Annotated in this window: 8 protein-coding genes; 7 read left to right on the top strand and 1 reads right to left on the bottom strand. The window is 35.8% G+C overall.

Translation table 11 applies throughout. The features are described from left to right. The first annotated feature begins 6 nt into the window (after positions 1 to 6). From LPB248_RS07865 to LPB248_RS07845, 5 genes are all read left to right on the top strand, one after another. Complete coding sequence (locus tag LPB248_RS07865; protein ID WP_177210950.1) at positions 7 to 1,356, top strand: cytochrome P450; 1,350 nt, start codon at positions 7 to 9, stop codon at positions 1,354 to 1,356. Beyond that, positions 1,353 to 2,276, top strand: a complete 924-nt coding sequence (queG, locus tag LPB248_RS07860; RefSeq protein WP_177210949.1) for a tRNA epoxyqueuosine(34) reductase QueG — start codon at positions 1,353 to 1,355, stop codon at positions 2,274 to 2,276. The genes LPB248_RS07865 and queG overlap by 4 nt, the downstream gene beginning before the upstream one ends. 518 nt (positions 2,277 to 2,794) lie before the next feature. Then, positions 2,795 to 13,210 carry a gliding motility-associated C-terminal domain-containing protein gene (locus tag LPB248_RS07855; protein ID WP_177210948.1) on the top strand — a complete coding sequence of 3,472 codons (10,416 nt, stop codon included), beginning with the start codon at positions 2,795 to 2,797 and terminating at the stop codon, positions 13,208 to 13,210. A 47-nt stretch (positions 13,211 to 13,257) separates the two neighbouring features. Continuing rightward, on the top strand, positions 13,258 to 14,169 hold the full coding sequence (locus LPB248_RS07850; RefSeq protein WP_177210947.1) for a type IX secretion system membrane protein PorP/SprF: 912 nt from the start codon (positions 13,258 to 13,260) through the stop codon (positions 14,167 to 14,169). Between the two features lie 8 nt (positions 14,170 to 14,177). Further along, positions 14,178 to 16,190, top strand: a complete 2,013-nt coding sequence (locus LPB248_RS07845) for an OmpA family protein (protein ID WP_177210946.1) — start codon at positions 14,178 to 14,180, stop codon at positions 16,188 to 16,190. Between the two features lie 321 nt (positions 16,191 to 16,511). Here LPB248_RS07845 and LPB248_RS07840 read toward each other — a convergent pair whose 3' ends face one another. Then, positions 16,512 to 16,844, bottom strand: a complete 333-nt coding sequence (locus tag LPB248_RS07840; RefSeq protein WP_177210945.1) for a hypothetical protein — start codon at positions 16,842 to 16,844, stop codon at positions 16,512 to 16,514. Between the two features lie 734 nt (positions 16,845 to 17,578). Here LPB248_RS07840 and LPB248_RS07835 point away from each other — a divergent pair. Then, entirely contained in the window at positions 17,579 to 18,004 is a 426-nt protein-coding gene (locus tag LPB248_RS07835; RefSeq protein ID WP_177210944.1) for a CBS domain-containing protein, read from the top strand. A gap of 154 nt (positions 18,005 to 18,158) precedes the next feature. Next, positions 18,159 to 20,450, top strand: coding sequence for an NADP-dependent malic enzyme (locus LPB248_RS07830; protein WP_177210943.1), 2,292 nt, complete (start codon positions 18,159 to 18,161; stop codon positions 20,448 to 20,450). Positions 20,451 to 20,511 lie beyond the last annotated feature (61 nt).

The raw sequence follows: 20,511 nt of genomic DNA, 5'->3' as shown, positions 1-20,511 counted from the left end.
ATAGAAATGTCTATAAGTAAAAAATATAACTATCCGCCCAAACTCTCTATTTTTAGATTTTTTGTTGATGCCGAAGGTGTTCGTAGAAACCCGATTCCGTATCATAAAAAGTATTTTGAAAGTTTTGGAGATTCCTTTTCTATAAGAATTGGGAAAGCTAGACACATTATTTTATCTAGAGATAATGATGTTGCTCAATATATACTACAGAAAAACCATAAGAACTATCATAAATCAAAGTTTCAGTCTGTTTATTTATCTAAATATTTGGGCAAAGGCCTGCTAACTGTTGATGGCGAATTTTGGCTAAAACAAAGAAGACTTATTCAGCCCGCTTTTCATAAGCAAAAAATGAATCAGCTGGTTGAAAATATGAAGATTACGATTGTTTCTGAGCTGGAAGGAATAGTGCAGAATAAAAAAGTCGATCTTTTTCCAGTAATGAGTGAATTAGCTTTTAATGTTGTCGCGAAATCATTATTTCAATTTTCTATTGAAGAGGAAAAGTTAGATAGAATAAAATATATTATTGAAGCAGTTCAGAATTTTCTAATTAAGGAAATTAGGTTGCCACATAAAGGATGGTGGTTTTCTCTTAGTGGCCAAGTAAAAAAACATCTTCAATTGGCTGAAGAAAATAATAGAATCATTAGAGGAATTATTGAAGAAAGAGTTGCTTCGAAGAATGAAGTAAATGATTTACTTAACATGCTCTTAGAAACTCGTTACGAAGATACTGGCGAAGCAATGTCAATTGAGCAGTTGATCGACGAGATAAAAATTCTATTTATTGCGGGACATGAGACAACCGCCAATGCTCTGACATTTACATTACAATTATTAGGAGATCATGCCGATGTACAGCAAAAAGTTTTTGAAGAAATTCTTAAAGTGGAATCAGAAAGCGATGATGTCGTAGAACAGCTTCAGAAAATGACTTATATAAATGCGGTTTTGAATGAATCGATGCGTTTATATCCGCCGGCTTGGATTACAGATAGGCAAAATGTAGAAGATGATTCTTTAGGTAAGTTTAATATAAAAAAAGATACTTTAATTGGTGTTTCTTTTTATGAGTTGCATCGAAATCCAAAATATTGGGAAGAGCCAGATCAGTTCAATCCAGATCGTTTTTTAGGCGAACAAAAAAAGCATTCCATGCAATATTTTTACCCCTTTGGAGCAGGACCAAGAATGTGTATTGGTGCTGGTTTTGCCATATATGAAATGTGCTTAGCGATTTCTTATATTATTAAAAGATATAAAGTTGTTTCAGTAGGAAATTCGGTCAATTTTAATCCGTTAATTACCTTAAAACCTGTTGGTATTGAAGTTGTTTTTTCTGAAAGAGGATGATTAATGCTAAAGAAAAATATTCGAAATTTATAAAAGAGGAAGCCAAAAGACTTGGTTTTCTTTCTTGTGGTATTTCTAAAGCAGGTTTTTTAGAACAAGAAGCACCTCGTCTTGAAAATTGGTTAAAAAACAATCGTAATGGTCAGATGGCTTATATGGAAAACCATTTTGACAAACGATTAGATCCAACTTTGCTGGTTGATGATGGAAAAAGTGTTGTGTCACTTTTACTTAATTATTATCCTGATTCATCGCAAAACAGTGAAAGTTTTAAAATTTCTAAATACGCATATGGGCAAGATTATCATTTTGTAATTAAAGATAAATTAAAAGAGTTTCTCCATTCTATTCAAGAAAATATCGGTGAAGTTTCAGGGCGCGCTTTTGTCGATTCGGCACCTGTTTTAGATAAAGCTTGGGCAGCTAAAAGTGGATTGGGCTGGATTGGAAAAAACAGTAATTTAATTACTCAAAAAGTTGGCTCTTTTTACTTCATTGCCGAACTTATCATTGATTTAGAACTAGAATATGATCATGCTGTTACAGATCATTGTGGTTCTTGTACTGCTTGTATTGACGCCTGTCCCACACAGGCAATTGTAGCTCCCTACATTGTTGATGGAAGTAAATGCATTTCTTACTACACCATCGAACTAAAAGAAAATCTTCCAGAAGAAATGAAAGGAAAATTTGATGAATGGATGTTTGGCTGTGATACCTGCCAGGACGTTTGTCCATGGAATCGATTTTCTAAGCCACACTCAGAGCCTTTATTTAATCCTAATCCAGACTTACTTTCTTTTACTAAAAAAGATTGGATTGAGATAACAGAAGAAACTTTCCGAGCAGTTTTTAAAAATTCACCTATCAAAAGAACAAAATTTGATGGCTTAAAACGTAATATTAAGTTTTTACAATAATAAATAACACACTGGTTAATAGTGTAATTTATTAATTGTCATGTAGTTGCGTGTGCTTTTTGTTTCTTTTTGCATTTTTTATTTCCTACGTTTTATTACTTATTTATCAATAAATTCTGTAAGAATTCGGAATTATCTTAATTATTTAAGAAAATTTCATCACTTCATTGTCAAATGTTTATATTTTTTTGATTTTAAAGAGGTAAACATTTGTTAAAAATTGTTGTTTAACGACTTTATGTGCATTTTTTCGGCATAATGATGCTCGATTTCATTCCGCGATATACTTTCGCGCTTTCCAAATCTACTTAATTTAAAACCAATGAGACTTTTCTAGTCTTTATTTTACTATATGACAATGGTCTGCATAATGTCTTTTTTGTATGTAAGTCTTAAAAAAACTGTTCTAAGTTTTTTTAAATCCATTTTATATTTTTTCACGTATCTCATCAATATGCTAAAAACGATCATCCGTTTTTCAGCATTCAAAATTTCTGTTCCACAAACACAAGTCGTCTATGCGTAACTCTACTTTTTGTAAGTCTGGATTTTCCAGGCTAATTTTTCTTATTGTTTTTTTATTACTAACCGTACACAGCGCTTCTGCTCAATTTTATACTAAGCATTATATTGCGCCAGCACCTTGGCAGTATTTTAGTAAAGCAAATGAAATTGTAATTTCTACCAATTCGCTAACAAATGTTGATATTACAGTCGCAAAAAGTGATGGTACAACAGTGACAACTTTGAAAGCTAAAAAAGGAAGTCCAGCAGTGTATAGGTTTTCACTTTTAGCTAGAGACCTTCCAATGAATGCTTTGAATACTGTTCTTAACGGAGCAGGATTAATTGTAACAAGCACTGGACCCACTGCTGTAAACTTAAGGAATATTGCTTCAGATGATTATGACAAAGATGAAAACAGAGATGCTAATATAAAGGGAAATGCAGCTCTAACAAGCTTTGGGGATGCTGGGCTTGGAATAAGATTTAGAGTAGGTTATTATAGAGATGGAACATTGGGATCCTTCAGTACTTTTGGAGATCAAAGACCGATCTATAGTATTATGGCTACAGCCAATAACACTACTATAAAAATTAGCAATGAAGTTAAAGCTACATTAAATCAAGGACAGAGTTATTTGTTTAAAGCGCCGATTGGAACATTGGTAGAATCGTCTAATCCGATTGTTATGAATACCTCAGCAGCGATAGACATGCCTGGTGGTTGCGGAGATGGTGCTTACAATCAAATACCTCCCGAATCTGTTTTAGGAACTGAATATTTTCTTGAAAGAGGGACGGGTAATGACACTGCTGAACAAACTACGGTTGTGGCAACAAAAGATGATACTAATATTACAGTGGAGAGTTATTCGACTACTGGAGTTTTAGTAAATAGAACAACTATAAATTTAGCATCGGCAGGATCTTTTTACACTTTTATAAATGGTGTAAAAAATACAAGTTTTACTGCATCAAGAATTATTTCGGATAAAAGAGTGGCAGTTTATTCAGGTACAGCACAAACTTGTGAAGTTGATATTTCGACAATTGCACCAGTATCAGAATGTGGTGGTTCAGAGTTTGTAGAAACATCTAAATTTAAAAACTATAAATTCGAAAACTTAGATTATTTTGGATATATTTTGTTGAGAAGTTCTAATGAGGATGTTACCATTAATGGTGTGAAAACTACTAGTATAGCTGGAGTTAAAGCACGTTATCAGATAGGTTCGACTGGTTGGTATATAATAAACTTTAATAGTGAACAAATTGGGAGACCTGAAGTTCTTTCTATCGAAAGTAAAGCTAAACTTACGGTTTCTATTGTACAGCAATCAGGTGGTTTCTCGATGGCAGGATTTTTCTCGACTTTTGCAGCCTTGCCAGATGATCCTACCTTAACTTACATTGAAGGAGGTGGATGTACAAACAATACAGCTAAACTAACAACACAATCAGGCTATGATCCTTATCAGTGGTATTACAATGGAGTAGCAATTGATGGCGCTAATTCTTCGACATATATTGCAACAAAGACAGGTAATTATTCTGTGTCTTATACATTGGCATGTGGGGCTCAAACTCCTTCTAAAACAGCCTCAGTAACATTATGTACAGATTTAGGAATTACTAAAACAGTTGATAATGCTACACCTTGTATTGGATCTAATGTAGAATTTACGGTTAAAGTTAGTAATTTGGGAGGAAACAATGTCTCTGGAATTTCAGTTACTGATTTGCTTCCTTCTGGTTATACATATGTAAACTCAACACCATCAGTTGGGGTATACGATTCAGCAACTGGAGTTTGGACAATCGGCGATGTGGCGGCACAAACGTCAATGACATTAAAAATTGTTGCCACTGTAAATGCATCTGGAAATTATATCAATACAGCATCATTACCAAATGGAATAGATACGAATACAGCGAACAATTCGGCGAGTGCCGCGGTAAATCCAAAGTCTGCGAATTTAGTTCTAACAAATCCAGCTTCAGTTTGTGCACCTTCGACTGTAAATTTAACGGCTTCTGCTGTTACAGCAGGAAGCTCTTCAAATTTGACACTGTCTTATTGGACAAATTCTGGAGCAACTTCGGCATTATCTTCACCGAATGCTGTCACCGCATCAGGAACTTATTACATAAAAGCTGTTTCTGCTGATGGATGTACATTTATTAAACCAGTTGTGGTGACAGTGAATCCACAACCTGCTACGCCTACAATTACAAGAACTAATGGTGCTTCTATTGCTAATGGTTCAATTAGTTGTTTTGGAGCTACGAGTATCACATTAAGAGCAACTAGTAGCACGGGGTATTTATGGTCAACAGGTGAAACTACGCAGGACATTGTTGTTACTGCAGATGGAACCTATTCAGTAAAAGTATTAAATAGTTCAAATTGTATGAGCGAGAGTTCTTCTCCTGTTTCTGTTACACTTACACCGGTAGCACCAACAGCAGCAGCTAATCAATCATTTTGTGCTTCTGAGAATAAGAAAGTAGGTGATTTGGTAGCGACAGGATCAAATTTAAAATGGTACAGTGCTTCAACAAATGGAACGCAATATGCAGAAAATACTGCATTAACTGCTGGAAATTATTATGTTAGTCAAACTTCTGCAAATGGATGCGAAAGTTCAAGAACTCAAGTAAAAGTAACAATAAGCGCTTCATCTGCACCTGTTGCTTCAGCACAAACATTTTGCTTTGCAGAGAATAAAAAAATTAGTGATTTAAATTTAGTGGTTTCCGGTGATAATTTAAAATGGTACAACCAATCATCAGGAGGGACGCAATATACAGGAACAGAAACATTAGTTACAAGAAACTATTATGTAAGTCAAACAGCAGGCTCTTGTGCAGAAAGTGCTAGGACATTGGTTGCTGTAACAATAAATAATGTTCCCTCTGCACCAACAGCATCATCTCAGATTTTTTGTGCAACAGATTCAAAAACAGTAAATGATTTAAAAGTTACTTCAGGAAGTAATTTAAAATGGTATAATCAATTAACTGGGGGAACACTTTATAATGGAACTGAAACATTATCATCAGGAAATTATTATGTAAGTCAAACAAATGACTGTGGAGAGAGTACAAGAACTACAGTCTCTGTAACAGTAAATAATGTCCTTGCTCCTACAGCTTCAGCTCAAACTTTTTGTTCTGGAGAATTGAAAAAAGTAAGTAATTTATCTCCATCAGGAGCAGCATATAAATGGTATAGTGCTAACACAGGAGGGACTTTGTATACGGGAACTGAAACACTTGTAACAGGAACTTATTATGTAAGTCAGACAACAAATGGATGCGAAAGTTTAAGAACAGCTGTAAATGTAACTGTAAATCAAACTCCAGCAGCACCTTCAGCATCAGCGCAGACTTTCTGTTCATCAGAAAATAAAATAGTAAAAGATTTAGTTGCAACAGGATCTAATTTAAAATGGTATGATTCAAGTACAGGAGGAACACAGTATTCAGGAAATGAGGCTTTGACTTCAGGGAACTATTATGTAAGTCAAACTATTAATAGTTGTGAAAGTACAAGGCTTTTAGTGTCTGTCACTGTAAATCCTACACCGGCAGCACCTTCAATTTCAGCAGATGGAGCAACAACTTTCTGTCAAGGAGGTAGTGTAACTTTGACTTCTACAGGAGGAAGCAGTTATTTATGGTCAACAGGAGCAACAACACAATCAATTACTGTATCAGCTTCAGGAAATTATAGTGTTAAAGTATCTAATGCTTCAGGCTGTTATAGTGCATTTTCAACAGCAACAACTGTTACGGTAAATGCTTTACCATCAGCTCCGACAGCTTCGGCTCAAACATTCTGTTCATCGGACAATAAAAAAGTAGGCGATCTGTCTCCATCAGGAGCATCATATAAGTGGTACAGCGCCAGCACAGGCGGGACTCTATATGCAGGAACTGAAACACTTGCAACAGGAACGTATTACGTAAGCCAAACAACAAACGGATGCGAGAGTTCAAGAAGTTCGGTATCGGTTACAGTGAATACTACGCCATCAGCACCGACAGCTTCAGCTCAAACATTCTGTTCATCGGACAATAAAAAAGTAGGCGATCTGTCTCCATCAGGAGCATCATATAAATGGTACAGCGCCAGCACAGGCGGGACTCTGTATGCAGGAACTGAAACACTTGCTACGGGAACGTATTACGTAAGCCAAACAACAAACGGATGCGAGAGCTCAAGAACTTCTGTATCGGTTACGGTAAATGCTTTACCATCAGCACCGACAGCTTCAGCTCAAACATTCTGTTCATCGGACAATAAAAAAGTAGGCGATCTATCTCCATCAGGAGCATCATATAAGTGGTACAGCGCCAGCACAGGCGGGACTCTGTATGCAGGAACTGAAACACTTGCTACGGGAACGTATTACGTAAGCCAAACAACAAACGGATGCGAGAGTTCAAGAACTTCGGTATCGGTTACAGTGAATACTACGCCATCAGCACCGACAGCTTCAGCTCAAACATTCTGTTCGTCGGACAATAAAAAAGTAGGCGATCTGTCTCCATCAGGAGCATCATATAAGTGGTACAGCGCCAGCACAGGCGGGACTCTGTATGGAGGAACTGAAACACTTGCAACAGGAACGTATTACGTAAGCCAAACAACAAACGGATGCGAAAGCTCAAGAACTTCGGTAAGCGTAAAGGTAAATGCTACTCCGTCAGCGCCAGCAGCTTCGGCACAGTACTTCTGTTCGTCAGACAATAAAAAAGTAAGCGATCTGTCTCCGTCAGGCGCTTCGTACAAATGGTACAGTGCAAATACAGGCGGCACTCTGTATGCAGGAACTGAAACTCTAGCAACAGGGACGTATTATTTAAGCGAGACTTCTACAGACGGATGCGAAAGCTCAAGAACTTCGGTAAGCGTAAAAGTAAACGCTACTCCGTCAGCGCCAGCAGCTTCTGCACAGAACTTCTGCTCTGCGGACAATAAAAAAGTAAGCGATCTGTCTCCATCAGGCGCTTCGTACAAATGGTACAGCGCCAATACAGGCGGGACTCTGTACGCGGGAACTGAAACTCTTGCGACGGGAACGTATTATGTAAGCGAAACTTCTACAGACGGATGCGAAAGCTCAAGAACTTCGGTAAGCGTAAAAGTAAACGCTACTCCGTCAGCGCCAGCAGCTTCTGCACAGAACTTCTGCTCTGCGGACAATAAAAAAGTAGGCGATCTGTCACCGTCAGGCGCTTCGTACAAATGGTACAGTGCAAATACAGGGGGTACTCTGTATACAGGAACTGAAACTCTAGCAACAGGGACGTATTATGTAAGCGAGACTTCTACAGACGGATGCGAAAGCTCAAGAACTTCGGTAAGCGTAAAGGTAAATGCTACTCCGTCAGCGCCAGCAGCTTCTGCACAGAATTTCTGCTCTGCGGACAATAAAAAAGTAAGCGATCTGTCTCCGTCAGGCGCTTCGTACAAATGGTACAGTGCAAATACAGGGGGTACTCTGTATGCAGGAGCTGAAACGCTTGCAACAGGAACGTATTATGTAAGCGAGACTTCTACAGACGGATGCGAAAGCTCAAGAACTTCGGTAAGCGTAAAAGTAAACGCTACTCCGTCAGCGCCAGCAGCTTCTGCACAGAACTTCTGCTCTGCGGACAATAAAAAAGTAGGCGATCTTTCTCCATCAGGAGCTTCGTATAAATGGTACAGCGCGAATACAGGCGGGACTCTGTACGCGGGAACTGAAACTCTTGCAACAGGAACGTATTATGTAAGCGAGACTTCTACAGACGGATGCGAAAGTCCAAGAACTTCGGTAAGCATAAACGTTTATTCTACGCCTTCAGCACCAGCATTAAGTACGATTACACAACCAACGTGTTTAACTGCTACTGGAAGTTTTGTTATTAATAATTATAATTCAACTTATAATTATACAATAACTCCTTCAGCGGGAGTTGCTAATAACTCAGGTACAATTACAGCACCTGCAGGAAGTTATACTATTTCTGTATCGTCTAATGGATGTTCATCTGATGATGTAAGTTTTGTTATTAAATCAATCTTATGTGCTAATGATGATGATTTCGGAACAAAATCTTCAGGATCAACAACAGCAACTATTGGCAATGTTAAAACGAATGATACTTTAAATGGTGTTCCAGTTACTTCGAGTAATACAATTGTTACAGCAGATTCATCAGGACCATTAAGCGTTGATGCCAATGGAGATGTTACTCTTGCAGCAAACACGCCAAGCGGAACCTACAGCATTACTTATGAAATCTGTGAGAAAGATGCGGATCCATCAAACTGTAAAAAAGCTACAGCAGAAGTTAAAGTTGTAAATACAATAGACGCAGTACTAGATACTATTACTCCAATTAATGGAAATATTGGCGGAACAACAGTATCTCTAATAGAAAATGATATATTAAATGGTGATAAAGTAGTAATTGGAAGTAATTCAGGAGAAGTGACTATAAATATTGTTGGCACTTTACCATCTGGATTAACATTAAATGCAAATGGAACTATTACGGTAGCTCCAAATACTCCAAAAGGAAACTATAATGTAGAATATATAATATGTGAAGTAGGTGCAGTTCCTGCAAACTGCGATTCAGTTACTATAACCGTGCCAGTTACGGCAGGAAATCTTGTAGCAAACGAAGATGTTATCCCTTCGGTTTTAGGATCGAATGCTCCTCAGACATTGGGCAAAAACGTTTTTGACAATGACACAAAAAATTCTCAGCCATTAAATCCTTCAGATGTTACGCTTAAAACCACAGCGGCAGATCTAAAAGGGTATTTAAGTTTAGATGCAGACGGAAACATTGTATTAGGCGCTAATCCGCCAGCGGGAGATTACGAGCTGACTTATGAAATCTGCGAGAAATTAAACCCGGACAACTGCAGTTCAAATACCGTGAAAGTGACAGTTGGAACTCCAGTAATCGATGCGGTTGAAGATGTGATAGCTTCAATAAACGGAAATATCGGAGGAACAACAATTGCATTGACGGCAAATGATAAATTAAACGGAAGCCCAATCGTGGTTGGAACAGGAGCTGGAGAAGTTAAGTTTGAAATCGTGGGAACGCTTCCAACGGGGCTTACATTAAATTCAGACTATACGATTACAGTTGAGCCAAATACTCCAAAAGGAAACTATAATGTAGAATATAAAATCTGCGAAAACACGAATCCGACAAACTGCGACTCGGTGACTATAACCGTGCCGGTTACAGCAGGAAACCTTGTGGCAAACAAAGATGTTATCCCTTCAGTTTTAGGATCAAATGTTCCTCAGACATTAGGCAAAAATGTTTTTGACAATGATACTAAAAATGCTCAGCCGCTAAACCCGTCAGATGTTACGCTTAAAACTACAGCGGCAGATCTAAAAGGATATCTGACTGTGGATACGGACGGAAACATTGTTTTAGGCGCTAATCCGCCAGCGGGAGATTATGAGCTGACTTATGAAATCTGCGAGAAATTAAACCCGGACAACTGCAGTTCAAATACCGTAAAAGTAACAGTTGGAACTCCAGTAATCGATGCAGTTGAAGATGTAATAGCTTCAATAAACGGAAATATCGGAGGAACAACAATTGCATTGACGGCAAATGATAAATTAAACGGAAGCCCAATCGCAGTTGGAACAGCAGCAGGAGAAGTTAAGTTTGAAATCGTGGGAACACTTCCAGCAGGACTTACATTAAATTCAGACTATACGATTACAGTTGAGCCAAATACACCAAAAGGAAACTATAATGTAGAATATAAAATCTGCGAAAACACGAATCCGACAAACTGCGACTCGGTAACTATAACCGTACCGGTTACAGCAGGAAACCTTGTGGCAAACGAAGATGTTATCCCTTCAGTTTTAGGATCAAATGCTCCTCAGACATTAGGCAAAAACGTTTTTGACAATGACACAAAAAATTCGCAGCCGTTAAATCCTTCAGATGTTACGCTGAAAACTACAGCGGCAGATCCAAAAGGATATCTGACTGTAGATACAGACGGAAACATTGTATTAGGTGCTAATCCGCCAGCGGGAGATTATGAGCTGACTTATGAAATCTGCGAGAAATTAAACCCGGACAACTGCAGTTCAAATACCGTGAAAGTGACAGTTGGAACTCCAGTAATCGATGCGGTTGAAGATGTAATAGCTTCAATAAACGGAAATATCGGAGGAACAACAATTGCATTGACAGCAAATGACAAATTAAACGAAAGCCCAATCGTGGTTGGAACAGCAGCAGGAGAAGTTAAGTTTGAAATCGTGGGAACGCTTCCAGCAGGACTTACATTAAATTCAGACTATACGATTACAGTTGCACCAAACACGCCAGCAGCAGATTATAATGTAGAATATAAAATCTGTGAGAATACGAATCCAACAAATTGTGATTCGGTAATTACAGTGGTAAAAGTTACAGGAGGAAATCTTGTGGCAAACGAAGATCTTGTGCCATCTGCAGTTGGAGTAAATATTCCACAAACAGTAATCAATGTTTTTGAGAATGATACTAAAGATGGAAATAAATTAGTGCCATCAGATGTTGATCTGAAAGTAACTAAAGCAGATCCAAAAGGATATTTAACTGTAGATACAGACGGAAATGTTGTACTAGCACCTAATGCACCTGCAGGAGAATATGAATTGACATACACAATCTGCGAAAAGTTAAATCCAAATAACTGTGACTCAAATGTTGTAAAAGTTAGCGTAACTGAACCAAAAATGAATGTAACAGCAAACAGTTATTGTTCAAACAATGTTCCTTATGTTAATTATACAGTTGCACCAGAAAATTTCACAGCACATAATTCATTAACTGTTAGATGGATTGATAGCAACAATAATGTTGTCGCAACTCAGACCAATCTGCCATTGAGTGGAAATATTTTATGGCCAGGAGCAGAGATTGACAGTAACCAGAATGGAACAGATTGGCCAGGATGGATTTTAAATAACGGAATATGGGCAGAAGGAGCAGACGGATTTGAAGCTACCCGAAATGGAGTAAAAATGGAATTCTCATTAAATCCAACTGTTGTAGTTTCTGTTGCTTATCCGTTAGCTACGCCAGATTGTAATGCACGTCCAACATTTAGCATAAAAGCAAATAATGACGAGGCAGGACCAGTAAATGTAAAGAAAGGGGCAAATGCTAACATTAATATTTTTGAAAATGACTTATTAAACGGAGCAAAATTGAAGGCTTCAGATGTTATTTTATCAGTTCCAGTTGTGCATCCAAATATTACGTTGAATGCAGACGGTTCAATTAACATTGCCGCAAATACTGCAGATGGAGTTTACGAAGTGACTTATCAGATTTGTGAAGCTGCAAATGCATCAAATTGCAGTCAGGCAGTAATTAAGATTACAGTTGACAATGTTGTAGACCCGACTCCGCCAACAGAAAATAAAATTACTTTAAATAATGATAATGATGTTAGTGCTGATGGAATTAACGGTTCATTAGAATTTGTAAATGTTTTAGATAATGATTTGATAAACGGACAGCCAATAAATCCTGCAGATGTTATAATTAAGCCATTAACAGTTAGTCCATATTTTGAGTGGAATGCTGACGGAACGGTAAATGTTAAGCCAAATACACCAGGAGGAAATTATCCGTTGACTTATCAGGTTTGCGAAAAAGCTAATGATACAAATTGTTCTACAGCAGTGTTAAATGTTTTTGTTGAAGTTCCAGCTATTTCGGTTATCAAAACAGCAGTTTTCAATGACGAAAATAAGAGCGGTTTTGCAAATGCAGGAGAAACAATTACATACAAGTTTACTGTAACCAATACTGGAAATGTACCTCTTGTAGGAATCACAATAAACGATCCATTGCCAGGAGTAGTAGTTTCAGGACAAGCAATTAATTTGGGAGTGAACGAATCTAACGAAACGAATTTTACAGCGGTTTACAAAATCACTCAAGAAGATATTAATCGAGGCAGTGTGAGTAATCAGGCAACTGTAAAAGGAAGCAGTGTAAGAGGAGTTGTTGTTGAAGATCAGTCAGATGATTCAAGCAACAGTGGAGATAGCCCAACAGTTTTAGACTTAAACGGATGTTCTATTAAAGTAATGAATGCTTTCTCTCCAAATGGAGACAGCAAGAATGCAAGATTCTATATTAGAGGAATTGAATGTTATCCAGATAATACAGTTGAAATTTATAACCGTTGGGGAGTTTTGGTTTTCAGCATTGATCAGTATAACAATAATGATCGAGTTTTTGAAGGATATTCTAACGGACGTTCGACAATCAAACAAACAGATGGTCTTCCAGTTGGAACGTATTTCTATATCTTAAAATATAAAGATAGTGCGCAGAAGTCTCACCAAGAATCTGGTTACTTATACCTTAATAAATAAAATGGAATACGGCTTAGTTAACCCTAAGCCGTTCTAAAACTTCATAAATGAAAAAATTAATTTTAGTTTTTATGTTTTTTTCGATTGTGTCCTATGCGCAGCAAGATGCACAGTACACACAATATATGTACAACACAATCGAAGTCAATCCAGCGTATGCGGGTTCAAGAGGAGCTTTAAGCGTTTTTGGTTTATATCGTACACAATGGGTTGGATTAGATGGAGCACCAGAAACAAGTACGTTTTCGGTTAATACGCCTTTAAATAACAGTGATTTAGGACTTGGAGTTTCTTTGGTAAATGACAAAATCGGACCGACTGTAGAAAATACTTTATCGGCAGATTTGTCTTATACCATTCCAACATCAGAATCATGGAATTTATCTTTTGGTATAAAAGGAACAGCCAATCTTTTCAATATTGACATTAATAAGTTGAGTTATGAAGATCAGGATGATCCTCAGTTTCAGAATCTAAAAAATAAGTTTTCGCCAAACGTTGGAGCAGGAATTTATTATCATTCAGACAGAGCTTACATCGGATTATCTGTTCCTAATTTTATTGAAACAAATCGTTATGATTCAGACGATGTGGCTATTTTTAAAGATAAAATCAATTATTATTTAATAGCAGGTTATGTATTTAATCTAGATCGTTTAGAATATATAAAATTCAAACCAGCTTTAATGGCCAAAATGGTTGAAGGAGCACCGCTTCAGGTAGATGTTTCAGGAAATTTTATGTTTAATGATAAATTCGTTTTAGGTCTTGCTTATCGTTGGAGTGCATCAGTTAGTGCAATGGCAGGGTTTCAAGTAACAAAAGGAATGTACATAGGTTATGGTTACGATCATGAAACTACAAGATTAAGAAAATACAATTCTGGATCTCACGAGATTTTCTTAAGATTCGAATTCTTTAATAATTATAATAAAATGATATCCCCAAGATTCTTTTAATACAACCTATGAAAGCTATAAAATTAATTTTGATCTTTTTACTGTGTAGTTTTATTTCAACTGTGAAGGCACAAAACCCATTCACAACCATGAACATAAAATATGCAGATAAAAAATACGACGAGTACGCTTACGCAGATGCGATAAAAGTTTATGAGACTTTGGTAAGTGATCAGACTACCGACCAAGGAATAATTCAGCGTTTGGCAAATTCATATTATTTTAATGGAGAATTAAAAAGCGCATTAAAATGGTACGAGCAATTATTTGTAATAAACGAAAATCAAGAAGCTGAGTATTTGTATCGATATGCGCAATCTTTAAAATCAGCAGGAGATTATCGCAAGTCTGATGAGATTTTACAAAAATTCAATCAAAAGGCAACTGCAGAAAAAAGAGCAGATTTAATCAGAAGTGAGAAAAATTATTTAGAAGAAATAAAAGAAAACTCAGGCCGATTTCAAATAGGTGACGCTGGAGTTAACTCAAGATATTCAGATTACGGAAGCGTTGTTTACAATAACAAAATTATTTTTACTTCTGCACGCGATACAGGCGGAGTTGTTAAAGCTAATTTTCAATGGACAAATAGATCGTTTTCTAGACTTTACATAGCCGATTTAATGCCAGATGGAAGTGTTGGAAAGCCAGAACTTTTAGTAAAAAGAAAAAAAGACAATTTTAATGAATCAAGTCCGATTTTTACAAAAGACGGAAGAACCATGTATTTTACCCGAAATAATTTTACTGATGGTAAAAGAAGAAGTAACGACAAAAACGTAACACTTTTAAAACTATACAAAGCGGAACTTATCGATAATACATGGCAAAATGTAAAAGAGCTTCCGTTCAACAGCGATCAATATAGTACGGCACATCCCGCTTTAAGTGTAGACGAAAAAACATTGTACTTTGCATCAGATATGCCAGGAACGTTAGGTCAATCAGATATTTTTAAAGTTGCAATTAATGAAGACGGAACTTTTGGGACACCAGAAAATTTAGGCCCAGCAATTAATACTGAAGCAAGAGAAACATTTCCGTTCATTTCTGGAGATAACGAATTGTATTTTGCAACTGATGGCCGTCCAGGTTTAGGCGGATTAGATATTTTTGCTTCGAGAATAAAAACGAACGGAACTTTTGATGAAGTTTTAAATGTTGGCGAACCAGTAAATAGTAAGCAAGACGATTTTGCTTTTAGTATTGACAGCAAAACCAGAAGCGGTTACTTTTCTTCAAACAGAGAAAGCGGACTTGGTTTGGATGATATTTACAGATTTACAGAAACAAGAAGATTAATCTGCGAGCAAAATTTATCGGGAACAGTTACCGATGCAGAAACAAATGAGATATTAGCCAATACTTCTTTGACTTTGTTTAATGAAAAATTTGATCCAGTTGGAACAATCACTACAGACGAAAAAGGAAACTACATTTTTCCTGATTTAAGATGTGGCAAAAAATACACGATTAGAACTGCTAAAACAGATTACAATGCCAAAGAAGTTGCGGTAACAATCCTTAAAGAAAAAGGAGAAACGACTCAAATGATTGCATTAAACAAAGTTTTTAAACCTCTTGTTGCAAAAACTGTAGCCATTAAAAAAACGACAATCAGTCCAGTAAAAGTGGGTTCTATAAGAGTAGGAGTAGATATTGCAAAACTGTTAAATCTGCCTATGAATTTCTTTGATTTAGGTAAAGCAACAATCAAGAGAACATCAGAACCGCAATTAATGAAAGTGGTTAATCTTTTAAATGAATATCCAACAATGAAATTAGATATTCGTTCACATACCGATAGCCGTTCTTCTTCAGAAAGCAATCAGATTCTTTCAGAAAAAAGAGCACAATCAACCAAAAACTGGTTAGTTCAAAAAGGAATCAGCGAAGATCGATTAAGTGCCAAAGGTTATGGAGAAACGCAACTAGTAAACAAATGTGCTGACGGAGTAAAATGTACAGAAAAAGAACACATGAAAAATAGACGAAGCGAATTTATTATTGTGGCAATGTAAAATATCTTCTTTATAAATTATAAAATCCCTTTTCTAAATTTTAGAAAAGGGGTTTCTGTTTAGAAATAATCCCTACGGGATAATGGTTTGGGGTGTGATTATTTTTTTTCTACCGATCAGTCACTCCTAACGGAGTGTTTTTTCAATCATTATATAATTCGAGGCCCACTCCGCTAGGAGTGACTGATTGGTAGAACGCAAATGATTATCCGTGTTTATTTTATCCTGTAGGGACATTTGATTGGTTAATAAAAATCAATTGATGAATAATAAAATTTATATTTTATCATCTATGTATTAAATCAGAAAAAGGGTTTTTGTTTATTCTGTAGTTATATTAGCATTTCTATTAAGTAAATAGTCAATTTCACTTAAAAAATCAAATTCATCTTGAGGTATTAATTGAAGAACAGTTTCCAGAATTAAACCTATATTGATAGATTGACGTTTGTCAGTTTCAGGAATTTTATGGGTATCTTGCTCCAAAGCCAAAATACATAATTTCAGCATATCGGTAATTACGCAGCCGAGTTCTAAATAATTTTGAAACTTAATCTCAGCAACATTAGTTTTGTCATTTGTAGGTTTTAATGTTCGAAAATATAGAGAGGCTAATTTTCTAAGATCTAAATTTTTGATTTCGTTTGATTCCATATAATGAGGTGTTTATTTGAAAAAATAGATATTTTATTATTCTAAATTATTTCATGCAAGATGCTTTTTCTTTTTATTATTTCTAACATACGATCGTATGTTGTTTAAAATAAATCTTACAAATAAAATTGAAGGCAAATCTATTAAAATGAAAAAAAAGATAAAACGACATATATGTCGTGTTAATAACTTTCTGAAATTTTACAATCTCTACGGGGTAATGTGGGGGTATATTTCGCTCCTCTGGAGCTCTTTTCTTTTGGTATAATTTTTCAGCTATAAATATTATGCTCCGCTGGAGCATTGCTTTAATTATCATAAAAAGAAAACTCCTTTAGGAGTTGTTGCTTGGTAGTCCCGGCGGGACGAAATATTTATAGAAAAGATATTATATCCCATCCAAAAGCCCCAGCGGGGTGATATGTCGCTCCTCTGGAGCTTTTTTCATTTACAATTATTTTTTTGGCTATAAATATTATGCTCTTTTGGGGCATTCTTAATGGTTATAAAAAAATGAAAAAACTCCGATAGGAGTTTCTGGTCGGTAAACGTTAAAAAATCTAAATTTCTTCAAAAAACAATTCTAAACAAATTCATTCTTTACACTATAAATTTGAAAATCTTAATTTTTGTGTATTATATTTAAAATGAATTAGTTATGTTTTAAAAAATCGATTTCGCTGTAGATCGTGTTTGTTTTTGTTTTAACTTTATAATCCTAAAAATTTTTCATTATGACTGTAGATCAAATACTTAAAGCAAAAGGAAGAAATGTTTATTCTATTTTCTCTAATTTAACGGTTTATGATGCGTTAAAAGTGATGGGAGAAAAAAACATTGGAGCAATTTTAGTTATGGATGATAATATTCTAAAAGGAATATTATCGGAGAGGGATTACGCCCGAAAAATTGTACTGAAAGATAAATCTTCTAAAGAAACTTTTGTTCATGAGATTATGGAAAGTCATGTTTTTACAGTAAAACTTTCAGATAATCTTGAAGATTGTATGGAACTTATGAGCGAAAAAAGAATAAGACACCTGCCTGTTTTAGAAGATGGAACAGTGGTTGGAGTAATTTCAATCAGCGATGTAGTGAAGGCAATTATAGAAATTCAGAAAGATACAATCAACCATTTGAATTCTTATATTTCTCAATAAAGCACACCTAAAAACGATAAAAATTCAAACGAGTCCAATTTCTATTGGACTTTTTCTATTTATTCGAATAAATTTTAGGAAAAGAAAACGCTAAAAAGACGCCATTTTAAAACAAGACTTATATCTTTGTAAGCTAGAATAAAAGCTAAAAACAATGAACAAAGAGAGTAAAAGAAGAGAAGCGTTACTGTATCACGCAGAACCAACTCCAGGAAAAATTCAGGTAGTTCCAACAAAAAAATATGCAACCCAGAGAGATTTATCATTGGCCTATTCGCCAGGAGTTGCAGAACCATGTTTAGAAATCGCAGCAAACAAAGAAGACGTTTATAAATATACAGCAAAAGGAAATTTAGTAGCCGTAATTTCAAACGGTACAGCTGTTTTAGGACTTGGAAATATTGGTCCAGAGGCAGGAAAACCTGTAATGGAAGGAAAAGGTTTATTGTTTAAAATTTTCTCAGACATTGATGTTTTTGATATCGAAATTGATACCGAAAATGTTGAAGAATTTATTCAGACTGTAAAAAATATTGCTCCAACTTTTGGAGGTATTAATCTTGAAGATATCAAAGCTCCAGAATCTTTTGAAATCGAAAGAAGATTGATCGAAGAATTGGATATTCCTGTAATGCACGACGACCAGCACGGAACAGCAATTATCTCTTCTGCAGCTTTAATCAATGCACTTGAATTGGCAGGAAAAAAAGCAGAAGACGTAAAAGTAGTAGTATCTGGAGCAGGATCTGCAGCAATCGCGTGTACAGATTTATACGTTTTACTTGGAGTAAAAGTTGAAAATGTTTTAATGTACAACAGTAAAGGACTTTTAACTAAAGACAATCCTGCACTTTCAGATTTACAATTAAAATATGCTATTGACGGTGCTAAAATTCCTTTAGAAGAAGCAGTAAAAGGTGCTGACGTTTTCATCGGATTATCTTCTGGAGATATTCTTTCGCCAGAAATGTTATTAACAATGGCAAAAAATCCGATCGTTTTTGCAATGGCAAATCCGAACCCGGAAATCGATTATAATTTGGCTGTACAAACTCGTAAAGATGTTATTATGGCTACTGGACGTTCAGATTTTCCTAATCAGGTAAATAACGTATTAGGTTTCCCTTATATTTTTAGAGGAGCATTAGACGTTAGAGCGACAAAAATCAACGAAGAAATGAAAATGGCGGCTGTAAAAGCTTTAGCTATTTTGGCAAAAGAACCAGTTCCAGAGCAAGTAAACGTAGCTTACGGTGCAATGAAACTTGGATTTGGACAAGAATATATCATTCCTAAACCTTTCGATCCTAGATTGATTACTGTTGTAGCTCCTGCAGTTGCAAAAGCAGCAATGGAATCTGGAGTGGCAAAAAATCCTATTACAGACTGGGCAGCTTATGAAGATCACCTTCGTGAGCGTATGGGGAATGATAACAAAATGGTGCGTTTGATTACAAACCGTGCAAAATTAGATCCAAAGAAAATTGTTTTTGCTGAAGCAGATCAATTAAACGTTTTAAAAGCAGCTCAAATTGTTTATGAAGACGGAATTGGATTCCCAGTTTTATTAGGAAACAAAGAAGTGATTTTAGAATTAAAAGCAGAACTTGGTTTTGATGCTGATCTTGAAATCATTGATCCTAAAACAGATGAAGAAACTAAAAGACGTAACAGATTTGCTAAATCATTTTGGGAAGCAAGAGGAAGAAGAGGCGTTTCTAAACTGGATGCAGAAAAATTCATGCGCGAAAGAAACTATTTTGCTGCAATGATGGTTAATGAAGGTGAGGCTGATGCAGTGGTTACAGGACATTCTAGAAGTTATCCTTCTGTTGTAAAACCAATGATGCAGTTAATTCCAAAAGCGCAAAATGCTTCGCTTATTGCAACTGCAAACATGATGCTTACATCTCGCGGACCAATGTTTTTATCAGATACTGCAATAAACATTAATCCATCTGCTCAAGATTTGATTAATATTGCGATTATGACTTCTAAAACAGCTAAAATGTTCGGAATTGAGCCAGTTATTGCAATGGTTTCGTTCTCAAACTTTGGTTCTTCAACTAGCGAGAGTGCTTCAAAAGTTAGAGAAGCTGTAGCTTATCTGCATAAAAATCACCCAGAATTAATTGTTGATGGAGAAATTCAAGCAGATTTTGCTTTAAATCCAGAAATGCTTCAAGAAAAATTCCCTTTCTCTAAATTGGCCGGAAAGAAAGTAAATACCTTGATTTTCCCTAATTTAGAATCGGCAAATATCACTTATAAATTGTTAAAAGAATTGTATAAAGTGAATTCTATTGGACCAATTATGATGGGTATGGGTAAACCAGTTCACATTTTCCAATTAGGTGCAAGCGTAGAAGAAATGGTAAACATGGCTGCTATCGCTGTTATTGATGCACAAGAAAAAGAAAGTAAAAAGAATAAAATAGCACAATAAATCTTCTAAGAGGGATTCAACAAATTTGTCGTAGTTTTATGGCATTTTTGTTATATTTGAT

This window comes from Flavobacterium sp. LPB0248 (genome assembly GCF_013388355.1).
Taxonomy (GTDB): Bacteria; Bacteroidota; Bacteroidia; order Flavobacteriales; family Flavobacteriaceae; genus Flavobacterium.
This window is presented reverse-complemented; position numbering and strand designations above follow the sequence as displayed.

Coding starts and splice junctions, on each gene's coding strand:
- LPB248_RS07840 (WP_177210945.1), bottom strand. CDS start 16,844: ATGGAATCAAACGAAATCAAAAATTTAGATCTTAGAAAATTAGCCTCT.
- LPB248_RS07845 (WP_177210946.1), top strand. CDS start 14,178: ATGAAAGCTATAAAATTAATTTTGATCTTTTTACTGTGTAGTTTTATT.
- LPB248_RS07830 (WP_177210943.1), top strand. CDS start 18,159: ATGAACAAAGAGAGTAAAAGAAGAGAAGCGTTACTGTATCACGCAGAA.
- queG (WP_177210949.1), top strand. CDS start 1,353: ATGATTAATGCTAAAGAAAAATATTCGAAATTTATAAAAGAGGAAGCC.
- LPB248_RS07865 (WP_177210950.1), top strand. CDS start 7: ATGTCTATAAGTAAAAAATATAACTATCCGCCCAAACTCTCTATTTTT.
- LPB248_RS07850 (WP_177210947.1), top strand. CDS start 13,258: ATGAAAAAATTAATTTTAGTTTTTATGTTTTTTTCGATTGTGTCCTAT.
- LPB248_RS07855 (WP_177210948.1), top strand. CDS start 2,795: ATGCGTAACTCTACTTTTTGTAAGTCTGGATTTTCCAGGCTAATTTTT.
- LPB248_RS07835 (WP_177210944.1), top strand. CDS start 17,579: ATGACTGTAGATCAAATACTTAAAGCAAAAGGAAGAAATGTTTATTCT.